The organism is Pseudomonas sp. H3_A02, assembly GCF_054671965.1.
Genome location: NZ_CP162807.1, coordinates 4,065,034 through 4,082,463, shown reverse-complemented (window position 1 = coordinate 4,082,463; position 17,430 = coordinate 4,065,034). Strand labels below are relative to the sequence as shown.

7 protein-coding genes are annotated in these 17,430 nt (G+C 61.6%); 2 read left to right on the top strand and 5 right to left on the bottom strand.

Going from position 1 to position 17,430, the window contains the following annotated elements; all coding sequences use genetic code 11:
* Positions 1-44 precede the first annotated feature (44 nt).
* Both AB4N80_RS18090 and AB4N80_RS18085 read left to right on the top strand, forming a co-directional pair.
* Positions 45-4,748: a dermonecrotic toxin domain-containing protein gene (locus AB4N80_RS18090; protein WP_460078126.1), complete on the top strand. Its 4,704-nt coding sequence runs from the start codon at positions 45-47 to the stop codon at positions 4,746-4,748.
* Between the two features lie 163 nt (positions 4,749-4,911).
* Entirely contained in the window at positions 4,912-9,612 is a 4,701-nt protein-coding gene (locus AB4N80_RS18085; protein WP_460078125.1) for a dermonecrotic toxin domain-containing protein, read from the top strand.
* 190 nt (positions 9,613-9,802) lie between these two features.
* On the opposite strand, the gene AB4N80_RS18080 is transcribed toward AB4N80_RS18085, so the two are convergent.
* From AB4N80_RS18080 to AB4N80_RS18060, 5 genes are all read right to left on the bottom strand, one after another.
* Entirely contained in the window at positions 9,803-12,178 is a 2,376-nt protein-coding gene (locus AB4N80_RS18080; protein ID WP_122565600.1) for an efflux RND transporter permease subunit, read from the bottom strand.
* A 43-nt stretch (positions 12,179-12,221) separates the two neighbouring features.
* A complete protein-coding gene (locus tag AB4N80_RS18075) occupies positions 12,222-13,274 on the bottom strand; it encodes a WD40/YVTN/BNR-like repeat-containing protein (RefSeq protein WP_460078123.1) in 1,053 nt (350 codons plus the stop codon).
* A gap of 374 nt (positions 13,275-13,648) precedes the next feature.
* The gene (gene pepN / locus AB4N80_RS18070) at positions 13,649-16,306 is read right to left on the bottom strand and encodes an aminopeptidase N (RefSeq protein ID WP_460090429.1); all 2,658 of its coding nucleotides are present in this window, start codon (positions 16,304-16,306) and stop codon (positions 13,649-13,651) included.
* A 13-nt stretch (positions 16,307-16,319) separates the two neighbouring features.
* On the bottom strand, positions 16,320-17,150 hold the full coding sequence (locus tag AB4N80_RS18065; protein ID WP_460078121.1) for a DUF2797 domain-containing protein: 831 nt from the start codon (positions 17,148-17,150) through the stop codon (positions 16,320-16,322).
* Positions 17,147-17,407, bottom strand: coding sequence for a YeaC family protein (locus AB4N80_RS18060; RefSeq protein WP_460078120.1), 261 nt, complete (start codon positions 17,405-17,407; stop codon positions 17,147-17,149). The genes AB4N80_RS18065 and AB4N80_RS18060 overlap by 4 nt, the downstream gene beginning before the upstream one ends.
* Between the last annotated feature and the right edge of the window lie 23 nt (positions 17,408-17,430).

Genomic DNA, 17,430 nt, shown 5'->3' with positions numbered 1-17,430 from the left:
GGTCGTCATTCCGACAACCATGAAACTTATGAAAAGGACTTCTCATGACCACCCTCCCCACGGCTGACACCGCCGCCGCATTGGCACAACGGGTCCGCCTGCAATTCGCCAGCCGCCCCACCTTCGAACAGGTCGCCCAACGCATGCTTGAGCAAGCCCTCAAGGAAAAATACCCCTGGCTGACCCTCGACCTCGCCAAGACCCAATTGGCAACGCCGGACGTGATCGGGCGCGGTTGGCACTTCCAACCGTTCATGCCCCAGGTCCTCGATTACCTGGCCTCGGACACCCCCATGGATTTCAGCCCACGGGGCAATCTGGATTACTACCTTTCCGACAGCATTCCCCGCCGCCTCTGGTCAGGCAACGAAAAACCGGACATGAAAGTCATCAAAAAATTGCTCCTTGAACTGGCCTGGAGCCTGCCGATCGGACTCGAAGATGCGCTAACCCGCTACTGGAGCACCGACCTCGACACCAGCGGCCAAACCGGTACGAACATCACCCGCTGGGGCTGGCTCAGCGATGTGCTCAGGAACACGCTGAACATCCGCGGGCTGCAACAGCCGGGCCTCAGCGATCCGGCACGTGCGGCCCTGGACCAGATCGTCCGCTGGCCGGACCGTGACCTGCGTTTCAGTCGCCACAATCAGGCGCCTGTGTACGCTTACAGCCTGGAAACCAGGATCACTCAAGGCACCTCCAGCACCGTGCTGGTCGGCACCGAGATCCTTTTGACCTGGCCCACTCGCAGCGCCACCGAACTTCTGTTGTGCAGCCCCGGTGGTCCCGTGCAGTCCTTTGCATCCATTGAAACCTTCAATGAATATTGGGGCGAACGGATCGCCGGCGAGTACATCGTCGACACCGTCACCTGCCAGCGCTACGAGATCAGCGGCAATGTCTTCGAGATTCAAGCGGCGATGGTGTTGGAACAGCAACTGGCCGACCTCAAGGCTGTACAACTGCCGTCTCGGATCGGTCTACAAGACTTGAAGAAGCTCTACAACGACTTGAGCGACCCGGCCCGCTACCTCCTCGACGCCCCACGTCTCACGCCTGAAACGTCGGCGCAACTCGAACCGCTATTGCCCGGATGGCTGCAAACAGCCTCCATCGCAGATCAGACCGCGTTCCAGCGCTACAGCCTGACCCTGGCCAGCGCGAAAAAACGCAACCAGGGCCAGACCTTTCTCAGTGACACCAGTGACATCAGGGTCTTTACCGCCAACGCCTTGCTCAATCGCATGACACAAATGAACGACAGCAGCCCGGACAAGGTGCCCTTCAGCCACTTCCAGCCCGACGATGTGCGCCTGACGTTCACTGTCTCGGCGGGTTATCCCGGGGCCGTCGGTATCAGCGAAGAGCGCAACATGAGCCTGACCGACCTGGCCATCAACAACCTCGTCGCCCGGCCAAGTGGGAACCTGAAGCTCAGCCATCGCCTGGGCCTGACGTTGCCGGCCTGGATCACGCCGGATTTCATTACCCGCAAAGGCGGGTTGATCGAACAGGTCGACATAGGCGCGAACTATCCTCGTTATCTGCGAGAAAAGTTGCTCGGCAGTTCGCCTCGGGCACAGTGGCGTCAACACATGTTTGCCCAGCAGATGCCGGCGCAGTTGGCGCTGGAGGCATTGAAACAGCTGCTCGACAACGAAAACGGCATGACCCGCAAAGGCCTGCGCCTGGTCGAAGCCGTCCTCCAACCCGCGGCAGACGCCCAGCAGGTCGACGGAAGTCAGGTGGTCATGCGGCACCTGGCGTTCCTGCGCAAACCCCAGGCCCAGCCCGATGTGGTGGCCAACCAGTTCATCATCGAGGCGCAAGACATCACCACCGGCCCGCACCTGCTGTATCGACCGCTGTACGCGCCTGCCCTACAGGAATTTGCGACCCGTGAGGCCCTGTTGCAGGCCATCACCGCTGCCGGGGACTTGCAGGGCAGCGTCCTGACCTGGCTGTCCGATGCCGCACGCCCGGTGTATGCCAATGGTGGTTTCCTGGAGCCACACATCGTGCGGTTTTTCCCGGGTGATGAGTTCGAGCAACCCGAAAAGCCCGCACCGGCGACGCTCGCCAGCGACGACAGCCACGACGATCTGCTGCAATCGCTGCAAAAAGGCCAACTCATGCAGTACCTCTACGGCTGCAACGCCCAGGCCCTGGTCACCCAGGCCGACCGGGCCTCGGTCTCCAACAGCGAGAGCCGCTGGGCGGTGTTGCTCGAGGGCGGCGGCCTGTTGTTCAACACGCTGCTGTTTCCCTTGCTGCGTGGCCCGGCCATGACCACCGTCTGGCTGTGGAACCTGATGGCCAGCGCCCGAAACGACATCCCGGCCCTGATCAGTGAAGATCCGGTGGCTCGGGAGCTGGCGGCCGTCGATTTGCTGGTCAACCTGGCGTTGCTGGTGAGCCAGTTCCCCTCTAGCCACATCCCTGCTCATGCCCCCGTACCCGAATCGATCAAGAAACACGCCATGCGCCCGCCAGCGCCACGCGCCATTGCCGAGCAATGGCCCGCGCCGTCCTCGCCGCGCATCATCGAGGGGAGCATTGCCTTGCCGGGCACCCACGCTGAAACCGCTGCCAGGACCTTGGACTTGAGCTTCGCCAGCACCCACGATCGCTTGACGCCGGAACAACGCACCCGCCTGCAGCGCCTGCAAGTACCACACCCGGCTTCACTGCCCGAACCGATCACCTATGGGCCCTACAAGGGCCTGTACGTGATCGGCAACAAATGGCACGCCGAGGTTGAAGGCGTGCTGTATAGAGTCACCCCGGAAGAGGACGGCAGCGCCACCATCGTCGACCCGCTCGACTCGACCCAAAAAGGTCCGCCGTTACGCGTCGATACCCAGGGCCAATGGGTCCTGGACCTGCGCCTGCGCCTGCTGGGAGGGGCGCCGCCCAAGCGCGTGGCTGCACAACGTCGTCTCAATAGCCAACGATGCAAGGAATTGATCGAGGAGATGGACCAGTTCATCGCGCAAGAGCCCGATCGACACAAAGCCATGACTGTTGCCCTTCAAGTGCTGGCGAGACTCGAGGAAGGGCCCTACACCGAGGCGCAGCGCGCACCGAAGCGCAAAGTGTTCTATGACCTGCTCCAGGCGCAGACCGAGATGTATGTGCACCTAGTGAACAGCGCGCCCGAACGCGCCAGCCTGGGTATCGCGTTTGCGCCCGAATACTTGCGCGGGCTACTGGAAAACGTGGTCAGAAATGCCCGCAGAGCCTCCCTGATCACAGAAAGAGACTATACGAACATCAGGGCCACCCATCCCCAATACGCGGAACCCAACATAGAGGCGGCCATGACCCATGACCTGCCGGGCTACAGAAGGTTCCTCGACACACTGACGGATGTCACCGATCAATGGATTCATTGGCTGGAACTCAAGGACGACTACCTGGAAAGGTTATTGAACCTGGATGAAGCCGGAGCCCAAGCGTTTGAACGCCTGACCACGGAGTTCCCACCAGGCGGGATAGATGCGACAGGCACCAAATCCTTGCAGCTCTCTACGCTTCCCGTACTGGCGATCAAGGACCTTGATTCCGACTTGACCGAGAGCCTGTCCCACATCATCGAGCCGCTGGGAGAACACATGATTTCTCATTGCAAGCTGCGGCTCTACGAGCTACTCCCTTCGGAACAACTGGAGGTACTGGAGAGCCTGACCGAACGCTATGGCCAATCCCTGGATGCCTTGCAGGGCATTAAAACCCTCTATGCCGACGATATCGACGAAGCCTATTTCGACAGGTTCATCAAGGTGGTCGAGAGTCTGTACCAAGACGTGTCAGGGAAACTGGCGGTTGAAATCAAACCCGAGCCAAAACCACGCAGGCGTGCGCCCAGGCGCCCCAAGGCAGCGCCCGGGCGCCCGCAGAAACAGGTGATCAGGACCCGCAAAAGCGGTGTTTTGATTGGTGACCTGAAACCGGCCGGCACAGCCTTGCCGATTGAAGTCGTCGAGCTGCGTTCCGAAACCAGTGACGAGGTGATCGCCACCTATTCGCGCCACGACGATGTCTGGGATGTCGTTGACGTGCGGCCTCCGGTGCCGGTACCCGCCCCCATCCCCCGAACGAGGTCGGTCAAAGCCATCAAGACTGATGCGCGAAAGCTGCTGGACGAGTTGGCCGAACGTTTACGCCGCGCTGAAAGCTACAAGAAATATTGCCGCTACCCTCAGGAAATCGAGGAAATCGTGAACAATGAGGCGAGTCGATTCAGCGCGCTCCACGGAGAACTCGACCGAGCCTTCAGCGCAGCGCAAACCTCGCCTACGCCAGCGGACCAGGCACTGAGCAAACAGCTGTCAGACGCCGTTTCCAGCCTGACGAGCAAGGGCAGCGCCCTGCGCATCGAATTGAGCCTGCAATTGCCGCCCACCGATAGCAACCTTCGGTTCCTGTTCGAAAAAGAACTGATACAAATCGCCCGACTCGGCGAACGTCAGGCCTTGAAAGGCGATCGCAAGGATTTTCTCCAGGAGTACGCCGTCAACGACCGTGACGGTTTTCCCATTTGGTATGCGCACTTTCACTACGAAAAGGCTGACACACCCAAAGCCGACTACAGCGTCGCGCACCTGAAAACCAAGGAGCAACGGCGGGAGCACTACCACTCGCTGATCGCCAAGGCGGACAGCCCCTACGCAGTGGTGAACGTACATCGAGGACAGCTCAGCAAATCCTTGGCGCAAAGCAAGTTCCTGCCGCTGGCGCCCTGATCACAGCGCAAGATCAAGGGCTCGGCTTTGCGGGCTGGGGCGAGACCTGCCACAACCCGCATTCGACAGGGTGGTATGTATATACCACCCACCCGGAACAGCGAAGTCGATACTTTTCTGGTCGTCATTCCGACGGCCATGGCACTTATGAAAAGGACTTCTCATGACCGCCCTCCCCACGGCTGACACCGCCGCCGCATTGGCACAACGGGTCAGCCTGCAATTCGCCAGCCGCCCGACCTTCGAACAGGTCGCCCAGCGCATGCTTGAGCAAGCCCTCAAGGACAAATACCCCTGGCTGACCCTCGACCTCGCCAAGACCCAATTGGCAACACCGGACGTGGTCGGGCGCGGTTGGCACTTTCAATCGTTCATGGCATGGGTCCTCAACTATTTGGCGCTTGGTACCCCCCTGGATCTGAGCCCACAGGGCAATCTGGATTACTACCTTTCCGACAGCGTTCCCCACCGTCTTTGGTCAGGCAATCAAACGCTGGACATGAAGGTCATCGAAAAGGTACTGCGTGAGCTGTCCTGGAGCGTACCCATCGGGCTGGAAGAGGCGCTGTCCCGCTACTGGAGCGACGACCTCGATGCCAGCCCACCCACCGAGGCGAACAGCCCTATCAGCCGCTGGCAATGGCTCAGCGACACCTTCAAGAACATGCTGCATATCCGTGGGCTGCAACAACCGGGGCTCACCGACCCGGCACGTGAAGCCCTGGACCAGGTGATCCGCTGGCCGGACCGTGACAGACGCTTGCGTGACAACCGCCAGGCGCCGGTATACGCCTACAGCCTGGAGACCCTGGTCACCCAAGGCACGACCAGCACCGTGCTGATCGGCAGCGACATCCTCCTGACCCGCGCTACCACAGACGCCACCGTCTTCCTGTTGTGCAGCCCCGGCAGCGCGGTGCACGCCTTCACCTCCCTGGAGGCGTTCAACCAACATTGGCGCGAACGGATCGCCAGTCGGTACGTGGTCGACACCGTCACCTGCCAGCGCTACGAGATCAGCGGCAATACCTTCGAAATCCAGGCAGCCATGCTGCTGGAACAGCAACTGGCCGACCTCAAGACCGTACAACTGCCCGCTCGGATCGGCCTGCAAAACCTGAAAAAGCTCTACAACGACTTGAGCGACCCGGCCCGCGCTCTGCTCGATGCCCCACGCCTTACGCCTAAAGCCTCGGCTCAACTCGAACCACTGTTGCCCAAATGGCTGCAACAGGCCTCCGTCGTCGACCAAACAACGTTCCAGCACCACAGCCTGGTACTGGCCAGCGCCAAAAAACGGCACCAGGGCCAGACCTTTCTCAGTGACATCAAGGACATCAAGGCCTTCACGGCCGACGCCCTGTTCAAGCGCATGCAGCAAACCAACGACAGCAGCCCGGACAAGGTGCCGTCCAACCGCTACCAACCCGACGATGTGGTGCTGATCTTCACCGTGTCAGCGGGGTATCCCGGCACCGCCGGTATCAGCGAAAAAAGGAAGATGAGCCTGACCGACCTGGCCATTCGCAACCTCGTCGCCCGGCCAAGCGGCAGCCTGACGATCAGCCATCGCCTGGGCCTGGCGCTGCCTGCATGGTTGACGCCGGAGTTCATCACCCGCCGGGACGGGTTGATCGAACAGGTCGACATTGGCACCACCTACCCGCACTACCTGCAAGACAAGTTGCTTGGCGATTCGCCCCAGGCGCAGCGGCGTCGACAGATGTTCGCCGAACAGATCCCGGCGCAACTGGCGCTGGAGACGTTGAAGCAGGTGCTCGCCAATGAAAACGGCATGACCCGCAAAGGCCTGCGGCTGATGGAAGCCGTCCTGCAAACCGACCCGCACGACCAACAGGTCGACGGTCGCACCGTGGTCATGCGCCACCTGGCGTTGCTGCGCAAGCCCCAGGCCCAAGCCGATGTCGTGATGAACATGTTCATTGTCGAGCCGCAAGACATCACCACCGGCCCGCACGTGCTGTACCGACCGCTGCATGCGCCGACGCTGCGGGAGTTCCCCACGCGCCAGGCGCTGATGCAGGCCATCGCCAGTGCCGGGGAGCTGCAGGACAGCGTCCTGACCTGGCTGTCCGATGCCGCACGCCCGGTGTACGCCAACGGTGGTTTCCTGGAGCCACACATCGTGCGGTTTTTCCCGGGTGACGAGTTCGAGCAGCCTGAAAAGCCCGCCCCGGCGACCCTCGCCAACGACGACAGCCACGACGATCTGCTGCAATCGCTGCAAAAAGGCCAACTCATGCAGTACCTCTACGGCTGCAACGCTCAGGCCCTGGTTACCCAGGCCGACCGGGCCTCGGTCTCCAACAGCGAGAGCCGCTGGGCGGTGCTGCTCGAGGGTGGCAGCCTGTTGTTCAACACGCTGCTGTTCCCCTTGCTGCGTGGCCCGGCCATGACCACCGTCTGGCTGTGGAACCTGATGGCCAGCGCCCGAAACGACATCCCAGCCCTGAGCAGCGAAGACCCGGCGGCACGGGAACTTGCCACTGTTGATCTGCTGGTCAACCTGGCGCTGCTGGTGAGCCAGTTTCCCACCGTCCACCTACCTGCTCGCGCGGCGTTGCCCGAATCGATCAAAGCCCAGGCGATGCGTCCCCCGGCGCCACGCGCTGTACCTGATCAATGGCCCGCCCCGGCCTTGCCCAGCCTTGTCGAAGGCCCCGTTGCCTTGCCTGGCGCCCACGCCGAAGCCGCCAGCAGGGTCCTGGACTTCAGTTTCGCCAGCCCGCGTCAGCGCCTGACGCCGGAACAACGCACCCGCCTGCTGCGCTTGCAGGCAACGCGCCCGGCAGCACTGCCCGACCCGGTGACCTACGGGCCTTACAAGGGCCTTTACGTGATCAACAACACCTGGCACGCCGAGGTCGACGGCGTACTGTATCGAGTCACTCCAGAAGAGGACGGCAGCGCGACCATTGTCGACCCGCGCGACCCGAGCAAAAACGGTCCGGCGCTCAAGTCGGACACCCAAGGCCACTGGTCCCTGGACCTGCGCTTGCGCCTGCTGGGCGGTGCGCCCCCCAAACGCGTGGCGGCGTTGAGTCGTCTGAATACCCAGCGCAGCTTCGAATTGACCGCGGAACTGAACCGACGCATTGCCCAGGACGCCGACCTGCAAAAAGCCGTGGACGTCGCCCAGCAAGTCATGACACGCCTTGACGAAGGCCCCTACACCGAGGCCCAGCGCGCGCCGAAACGCAAAGTCTTTTATGACCTGCTCCAGGAGCAGACCGACCTGTATGTGAGCCTGGTCAACAGCGCCCCCGAACGGGCCGGCCTGGGTATCGCGCTGGCGCCTAAATTCATGCTTGGGCTGTTGGAAAACGTGGTGAACAATGCCCGTAAAGCCTTCTTGGTGACGCAAAGGGATTACATCGCCACCAATGACGCCCATCCCCGTTTCCTAGGAGAAGATAACGTGGAAGCGGCGCTCACCGATCACCTCGAGAGCTACTTGCAGTTCCTCGATACGTTGAGTGACATCCACGAGCGTGCGGTCCATTGGCTGAAACTCAAGGACGACTACTTGGATCGGCTGTTGAACCTCGATGACGCTGGCGCGGCAGCGTTCGAACGGCTGACCAAAGACCGCCCGCTGGATGAAAGAAATGTCACCGGCAGCAGAGTCCTGCTGCTGGGCACACTGCCGCTCCTGTCGGTCAAACACCCCGTCTCCGACTTTACCGACAGCCTGCTGCGCATCGTCAAACCACTGGGGGAACACATGCGTTCCCAGGCTGAGCTACGCCTTTACGAGCTGTCGCCCTCGGAGCAGTTGGCGGTACTGGAAAGCCTGACCGAGCACTATGGCAAGGCCTTGGACGGCTTGCAGGGGCTGAAGGTCCTCTACGCCGACGACCTCAACGAAGGCTATTTCGACCGGCTGATCAAACTGGTCGACAGCCTTTACCAGGACGCGTCCGGGAGACTGGCTGCGGAACTCAAACCCGAGCCCAAACCACGCAAGCGTGCACCCAAGCACCCCAAGCTATCCGCCGGGCGTCCGCAGAAAAAGGTGATCAAGACCCGCCACAGTGGTGTCTTGATTGGCGACCTGAAACCCGCCGGCACGACCTTGCCGATTGAAGTCGTCGAAGTGCGCTCCGAAGCCAATGACGAGGTGATCGCCACCTATTCGCGCCATGACGACGTCTGGGACGTGGTCGAGGTACGCCGACCGACGCCGGCCCCCAAGACGCGATCGCTCAAGGCGATCAAGGCCGATGCGCGAAAGATCCTCGATGAGTTGGAAGGCCGCCTACGCCACGCTGAAAGCTACAAGAAGCACTGCCGCCATCCTCAGGAAATCGAGGAAATCATGAACAATGAGGCGGACCGCTTCCGCGCCCTCGCCGCCGAACTCGACCGGGCCTTCAGCGCATCGCCAACCACGCGCACGCCGGCCGATCAGGCGCTGGCCAAGCAGTTGTCGGACGCGATGACCAGGCTGACGCTCAAGGGCAGCGCCCTGCGCACCGAGTTGAGCCTGCAATTGCCGCCCACTGATAGCAACCTTCGGTTCCTGTTCGAGAAGAACCTGATCCAGGTCGCGCTGCTCGGCGAACGCGTGGCCTTGAAAGGCGAGCGCAAGGATTTCCTCCAGGAATACGCCATCAACGACCATGACGGGTTTCCCCTCTGGTATGCGCACTTCCACTATGCAACGGTCGACACACCAAAAGCCGACTACAGCGTCGCGCACCTGAAAACCAAGGAGCAACGCCGGGAGCACTACCACTCGCTGATCGCCAAGGCGCAGAGCCCCTACGCGGTGGTGAATGTGCATCGAGGACAGATCGGCAAGTCCTTGGCCCAGGACAAGTTCTTGCCGTTGGCGCCTTGATTCTTCACCTCAAGCGAGGGGCTCCCTCGCCACAGGGTCGTGTTTGGCCGGAAAACCTGTGGGAGCGAGCTTGCTCGCGATGGCGGACAGACATTCAACACCTTCATTGACTGTCACACCGCTATCGCGAGCAAGCTCGCTCCCACATTGGTTTAGCCACTAGGGCTGTGCTGGACGGGTTCGCTCTCGATCAATGCGCAAACAACGAATTGCCCTTCTGCCCCGCCAGTTTTTCAGGTTTGATCAGGAACCGCGCCAGCGCCGGCAGCAGCCACAACGCACCGAACATGTTCCACAGCAACATGAACGTCAGCATCAAGCCCATATCGGCCTGGAACTTGATGGCCGAGAAGATCCAGGTGCACACGCCGATGGCCAGGCACAAACCGGTGAACAGCACCGCCTTGCCGGTGGATTTCAGCGTCTGGTAGTAAGCCTCCTGCAACGGCAACCCGGCCCGCAGGAAACTTTCCAAACGGCTGTAGATGTAGATGCCATAGTCCACGCCGATCCCCACGCCCAGGGCCACCACCGGCAGGGTCGCGACCTTCACGCCAATGCCCATGAACGCCATCAGGGCGTTGCCCAGCACCGACGTCAGCACCAGCGGCAGCACGATGCACAGCGTCGCTGCCCAGGAACGGAAGGTGATCATGCACATGGTCGCCACGCAGATGTACACCAGGATCAGGATGGTCAGTTCCGACTCCTTGATCACTTCATTGGTGGCCGCCTCGATGCCGGCGTTACCGGCGGCGAGGATGAATTCCAGGCCATCACGGTTGTTTTCCTTGGCGAAGTCCTGCACCGCCTTCACTGCGCGGTCCAGGGTCTCAGCCTTGTGGTCGTTGAGGAACACCAGCACCGGTGCCAGGGAGCAGCTGTTGTTGTACAGGCCATCGGCCCGGGCGATGGAGTTGTTCAGCACGTCAGGGTTGCGCGACAAGGTCTCCCACTTCAGGTTGCCCTCGTTCATGCCCTTGATCATTTGCTTGGACACGGTCACCAGGGAAATCGCCGACTGCACGCCCTCGGTGTTCTGCATCTTCCACATCAGTTCGTCGATGGGGGCCATGGCTTCATAGCGCGAGCAGCCTTCGGCCTTGGTCTTGACCATCACCACCAGCACATCGGAGCTGGTGGAGTAATTGCTGATGATGAAGTTGTTGTCCTGGTTGTAGCGCGAGTCCGGACGCAGTTCCGGCGCGCCCTGGTCCAGGTCGCCGATCTTCAGGTTCTGGCTGTACCAGAGACCACCACCAAAGGCGATCACCGCCAGGGCAATGGACACCGGCGCGACCTTGGCACTGGCGAAGTTCGACAGCAGGCGCCAGAACGGATGTTCGCGGGTCGCGTCTTTCTTGCTGCGCTCGATCGCACGCTTGCTGATGCCGGCGTAGGAGATCGCCACCGGCAGCAGGATCAGGTTGGTGAACACGATCACCGCCACGCCGATGGAGGCGCCGATGGCCAGTTCGCGGATCACGCCGATGTCGATGATCAGCAAGGTGATGAAGCCCACGGCGTCCGCCAGAATCGCGATCATCCCCGGCAGGAACAATTGGCGGAAGGTGCGGCGTGCCGCCGTCAGGGCGTTGTCCGCCTCGCTGGACTGCAAGGCGATACCGTTGATTTTCTGCACGCCGTGGGAAATGCCGATGGCGAAGATCAGGAACGGCACCAGCATCGAGTACGGATCCAGGCCGAAACCGGCCGCGTGCATCAGCCCCAGTTGCCAGACCACCGCCACCAGGGTGGTGGTCAGCACCGCCACGGTGCTGCGCATGCAGTTGGTGAACCAGTACAACAGAATCAGGGTGATGACGAAGGCCACGCCGAAGAACAGCACCACCATGACCAGGCCGTCGATCAGGTCACCGACTTTCTTGGCGAAGCCGACGATGTGAATCTGCACATTCGGGTTCTGGGCTTCGAACTTGTTGCGGATCTTGTCTTCAAGCTCGTGGGAAAACTTCCGATAGTCGAGGGCGAGCAATTTGCCCTGGTCCTGCGGGTCGGGATAGGACTCCAGCAGCGGAATGTCGATGATGCTCGACTTGAAGTCGTTGGCCACCAGGCGCCCGACCTGGCCGGACTTGAGCACGTTGTTGCGCAGCAGGTCGAGGCTGTCGGCCGAGCCATTATAGCTCTGGGGGATCACCTCGCCGCCGGCGAAGCCCTCCTCCGTCACTTCGGTCCAGCGCACGCTCGGGCTCCACAATGACTTGAGCCCGGAACGGTCGACACCAGAGATGTAGAAGACCTCGTCGTGGATCTGGCGCAGGGTCTCCATGTATTCCTTGGAGAAGATGTCGCCATTGGTGGCTTCCACGGAAATGCGCACCGTGTTGCCCAGGTTCGCCAAGTCGTTGCGGTGCTCGAGCATCTTCTGGATGAAGGGGTGCTCGAGGGGGATCATTTTTTCGAAACTGGTGGAGGGGCGGATCAGCGTGGCCTGCCAGAACAGGAAAACGCTGACCAGTAGGCAAATGACGATCACTGCCGGGCGGTTGTTGAAAATCAGGCGCTCGAGGAACGTCGCCTTGTCTTGGTGATGACTGCTCATGGGGTCCGCCTTCTTGTTTTTATGCCCGTCTTGCAGGCCTGACTCATTTGCTCAGTTCGGCGCCGGTGGAGGTGGTGGCGCGCACGCCGCCTTGCCCCGCCAGGATCAGGTTGCCGTTGCCTGCCGCCGTGACGGCCGCCACGGAGATTCGGTCCGGGCGGTTGAACACGCTGAAGCTTTCGCCATCGTCGGTACTGCGCACCACGCTGCCGCCGTTGCCGACAATCACGATGGAACCGTCCGCCAACAGCGTGGCGCCTGACAGGCCGAATTCCAGGGTGCCCCGGGCGGCCTTGAGCTCGACCTGCTCCCAGGTGCCGCCAAAATCGGTGGAGCGGTACAGGTTGCCACGCAAGCCGTAGGCCAGCAGCGTCGAAGGTTGGGCGGTGCCGATGACCCCGAACAGCGAGCCTTCGTACGGGCCTTCGACCTTCTCCCAGGTCTGGCCCCCGTCGGCGGAGCGGAACATGCTGCCGGCCTCGCCGACAATGAACAGCCCGGCGTCTTTCACGGCCGCGATCGCATTAAGGTGGAACTGGTCTTCGTTGTCGAGGCGGTCGCTGGCGTCTTCCCAGTGCTTGCCGCCGTCGGTGGTCTCGTACAACGCGCCGTACGCCCCCACGGCAAAACCACTGCTGGCGTCCTTGAACCAGACATCCAACAGCGGCGCTTCACGGGTGAGGTCTTCGAACTGCTTGCTCCAGGTGCTGCCACCGTCATCGCTGGCAAGGATCTGCGCGTCGTGCCCCACGGCCCAGCCGTGCTTGTCGTCGACGAAAAATACCGCAGTGAGCAGTTGGCGGGTCGGCACCTTGGCCTGGGTCCAGGAGGTGCCCTGGTCGTCGGAATAGACAATGTGCCCACGATCACCGACCGCCACCAGGCGCTGGCCGGCGTGGACCACATCGAGCATCAGGGTTTTGCTGGCCTTGGCCGATTCGACGGAATAGATGACATCGGACGTCGACGCCGCAACGGCCATCACCGGTGCCGACAACAGCGCAGAGCCCAACAGCGAGAGCGCCGAAGCCAGCAACGCGATTCTGCGCAGCATCGGCGGCCGGCAGCGGCCCACAGCCATGACAGGCTCATTCATAGACCTTTCCCCCATTATTATTGTTATGGCTTGGTACGTTGCCAGTCCTGGAGCATAGTCCTGAAACCTGCAATCTAGAGCCACTTCGCAAGCGGTGCCTTATCCTATCGGGCTTTCGAAAGGTCTGACAATCGACGCCGCGTTATCTTTTGTTAACCACGGGGGTTGGCGCAGGGGGTGAATGGCGGGGTATTCGGTGGGGTGATGGCTGAGCAACTAAAGCGGTGAAGCGGCTGACGCTATCGCGAGCAGGCTCGCTCCCACAGTAGATCTTCAGTGGGCACATATTTCGTGAACAATTGAGATCCATTGTGGGAGCGAGCCTGCTCGCGATGAAGGCACCGCGGTCCGCCAGGCAGACCGCGGCATCAAGGTCACGCCAGGCTCTTGCTCACCACTTCGAACACATCGGCAGACAGCCCACCGGACGCCAGGATGCGTTCCAACTCGGCTTTCATCAGCGCCTGGCGGGCGCTGTCGTATTTGCGCCAGCGGGTCAGCGGGGCCAGTTGCCGCGAGGCGATCTGCGGGTTGAAGCCATTGAGCTGGATGACCAGGTCCGCCAGGAAGCGATAACCCGAACCGTCGGCGGCGTGGAAGTTGATCAGGTTCTGCCCGGCAAATGCCCCCACCAGCGCCCGCACCTTGTTCGGGTTCTTGATGTTGAACGCCGGGTGCTCCATCAGCGCCTTGACCCGCGCCAGGCCGCCCGGCAACGGGCTGCCGGCCTGGACGCTGAACCATTGGTCCATGACCAGCGGGTTGCCCTTGAAGTTTTCCGCGAACACTTCCAGGGCCTTGGCCTTTTCGGCCTCGTATGGCGAGTTGACCAGCACCGCCAGTGCGGTCAGGCGTTCGGTCATGTTGTCGGCAGTGTCGAACTGCTCCAGGGTCGCACTCAACACCTCCGGCTTGCCGGTGAGCATCAGGTACGACAGGGCGATGTTCTGCAGCGCGCGGCGGGCGAAATGCTCGGCCTCGGCCATGTATGGCGTGCGTTTCGACAGATCGCGGTTGGCTTCATAACGCAGCCACAGGGCTTCGAACAGGTTCTCGGCCAACTGCTGGCGAGCGAACTCACGGGCGGCGTGGATCGCCTCGACGTCGGCCACTTCGCTGATTTCCGTCAGGTAGGCTTCGCTTGGCAGCGAGAGCATTTCCGCGACCATGGCCTGGTCCAGGGATTCGTCCGACAACACGCTGCGCAGCGCACTGACCAGGCGCGGATCCAGCGTCAGGCTGGCGCCCTGCTGATGTTGGGCGATCAGTTCCTGCAACACCTGCACCGACAACTGCTGGCCGGCATCCCAACGGTTGAACCCGTCGCTGTCGTGTTGCATCAGGAACATCAGCTGATCGCGGTTGTACGGGAAGCTCAGCTTCACTGGCGCCGAGAAACCACGCAGCAACGAAGGCAGCGGTTGTTCGGCGACGTCGACGAAGGTGAACGTCTGCTCGGCTTCGGTCACCGAGATCACCCGGGACGTGCCGTTTGCCGCGGCCTCGCCGGCCAGGCGCAACGGGATCTCGGCGCCCTGGCTGTCCAGCAGGCCCAGTTCCACGGGAATCACGAACGGCAGCTTTTCCATCTTGTCCGGCGTCGGCGGGCAACTCTGGCGGAAGGTCAGGCTGTAGGTCTTGGCGGCGGCGTCGTAAGACTCGCTCACCGCCAGCCGTGGCGTACCGGCCTGGCTGTACCAGCGCTTGAACTGGGCCAGGTCGACACCGTTGGCATCTTCCATGGCCTTGATGAAGTCGTCGCAAGTCACGGCCTGGCCATCGTGGCGCTCGAAGTACAGGTCGCTGCCCTTGCGGAAACCCTCAGGCCCCAGCAGGGTGTGGATCATGCCGACCACTTCCGAGCCCTTTTCGTACACGGTCAGGGTGTAGAAGTTGGAGATCTCGATAAAACTGTCCGGACGCACCGGGTGGGCCATGGGGCCGGCGTCTTCGGCGAACTGGTGGGTGCGCAGGTACGCCACGTCCTGGATACGCTTGACGGTGGCGGAGTTCATGTCGGCCGAGAACCCGGCATCGCGAAACACCGTGAAACCTTCCTTGAGCGACAGTTGGAACCAGTCGCGGCAGGTCACGCGGTTGCCCGACCAGTTATGGAAGTATTCGTGGGCAACGATCGCCTCGACCCGCTGGTGCGCGGCATCGGTGGCGGTCTCGGCGCGGGCCAGCACGGCGCTGGAGTTGAAGATATTGAGGCCCTTGTTCTCCATGGCACCCATGTTGAAGTCATTGACCGCGACAATCATGAAGATGTCCAGGTCGTACTCGCGCCCGTACACCTCTTCGTCCCAGCGCATCGACTTCTTCAGGCTGGTCATGGCGTGCTGGCATTTGTCGATGTTTTCCGGCTCGACGTAGATGCGCAGCGCCACATTACGCTCGGTCATGGTGGTGAAGGTGTCTTCGACGCACCACAAGTCACCGGCCACCAGGGCAAACAGGTAGGCCGGCTTCTTGAACGGGTCTTCCCAGGTCGCCCAGTGCCGACCGTCTTCGCCGGGGCCGCTGGCAATCGGGTTGCCGTTGGACAGCAACACCGGATAGCTGTGCTGCTCGGCCACCACGGTGGTGGTGAACTTGCTCATCACATCCGGGCGATCGAGGTAATAAGTGATCTTGCGGAACCCTTCGGCCTCGCACTGGGTGCAGAACATGCTGCCGGATTTGTACAGGCCTTCCAGGGCGGTGTTGGTTTCCGGGTGGATCCTGACCGTGGTGTCGACCGTGAAGGCCTGGGCCTTGGGGTGCACGGTCAGGTGGCTGTCGTCCAGTTGATAGTCGCCCTGCCCCAGGTCGGCATCATCGAGCTTGAGCGAGACCAGCTCCAGGTGCTGGCCATCGAGCACCAGCGGCGGCAGCCCGGCGCCGCGCTCGGGGTTGCGGCGCATCACCAGTTGCGCATGGACCAGGCTGTGGTCCTCGAACAACTCGAAGGTCAGGTGTGTTTCGTCGATCAGGTATTCGGGGGCCTGATAGTCCTTGAGGTAAATCATCTTCGGTTGTTCGGTGCGCATGGGTCGAATCCTTCTACTGATGCACGGCGAGCTGGTAGGCCGTGTATTTACGAATGTTGATCACGCCGGTGTCGAAAATCAGGTATTGGCCCTTGATCCCCAGCAGCGTGCCTTCGGCGATCGGGTTCTTGTCCAGGTTGAAGCTGACGATCTTGGTCGGGTACTGCTCCACCGGATAACGGATCTCGATGGGCTCGACGTCCGCTATGGTCTGGATCGCTTGCAGGCCAAATCGTTCCTGCAAGCCCTGCAATCCCTGGGCGCAGCTTTCGAACAGCGCGTCGCGGATCGCCGGCAGGTCCACCGCTGTCGCGTCGCCTTTGAGCAAGGCACGCCAGTTGGTCTTGTCCGCCACCTGGCTGCGGAACAGGTCTTCGACAAACCCCGACTGCTGACGGGTGGCGACCCGCAGGATCGGCAGCGCCTGGCTCGCACCCTGGTCCAGCCAGCGGGTCGGCAATTGCGTGGCGCGGGTGATGCCGACCTTCACGCCCGAGGAGTTGGCCAGGTAGACCACATGATCGGTCATGCAGAACTGCTCGCCCCAGGCCGGATCACGGCAGGTGCCTGCGTCGAAATGGCACCGCTCGGGGCTCATGATGCACAGGTCGCACTGGGCCAGCTTGGTCATGCACGGGTAGCAATAGCCCTGGCTGAAGCTGGTCTTGGTCCGTCGTCCGCAATGGGTGCAGTGGATCGCACCGAGGTATTCCAGGCGGATCGTGCTGCCGATCAACGGGTTGACCGGCACCTCGACCTCGTCCAGGCGAAAGGCGTATTGAACGGTCGGCCCGTCAAGGCGCGCCGACATCTTGCTGATTGCACCGCGGCCAATCTCGATCAATGGATGGCGTCCGATTTGAACAGGATATTCGGAACGGTGGTCGACTTCGACTGGCATTCCTGCGGGCCCATGTAGCCCGTGCGCTCGTCTTCGGGCAGGTTCTGGATTTCCCAGGCGATCATCGCCTGCAGCGACAACTCGCGCTGCTCGGCGGTGAGCTTGTTGCCATCGGCCCATTTACCGATTTCCACCGCCAGTTTCAGGCTCTGGTAGATGTCGGGGGTGATGTTCTTGATCATTTCTGCAAAAGACGACATGTTAAGCAATCTCCAATAATGTC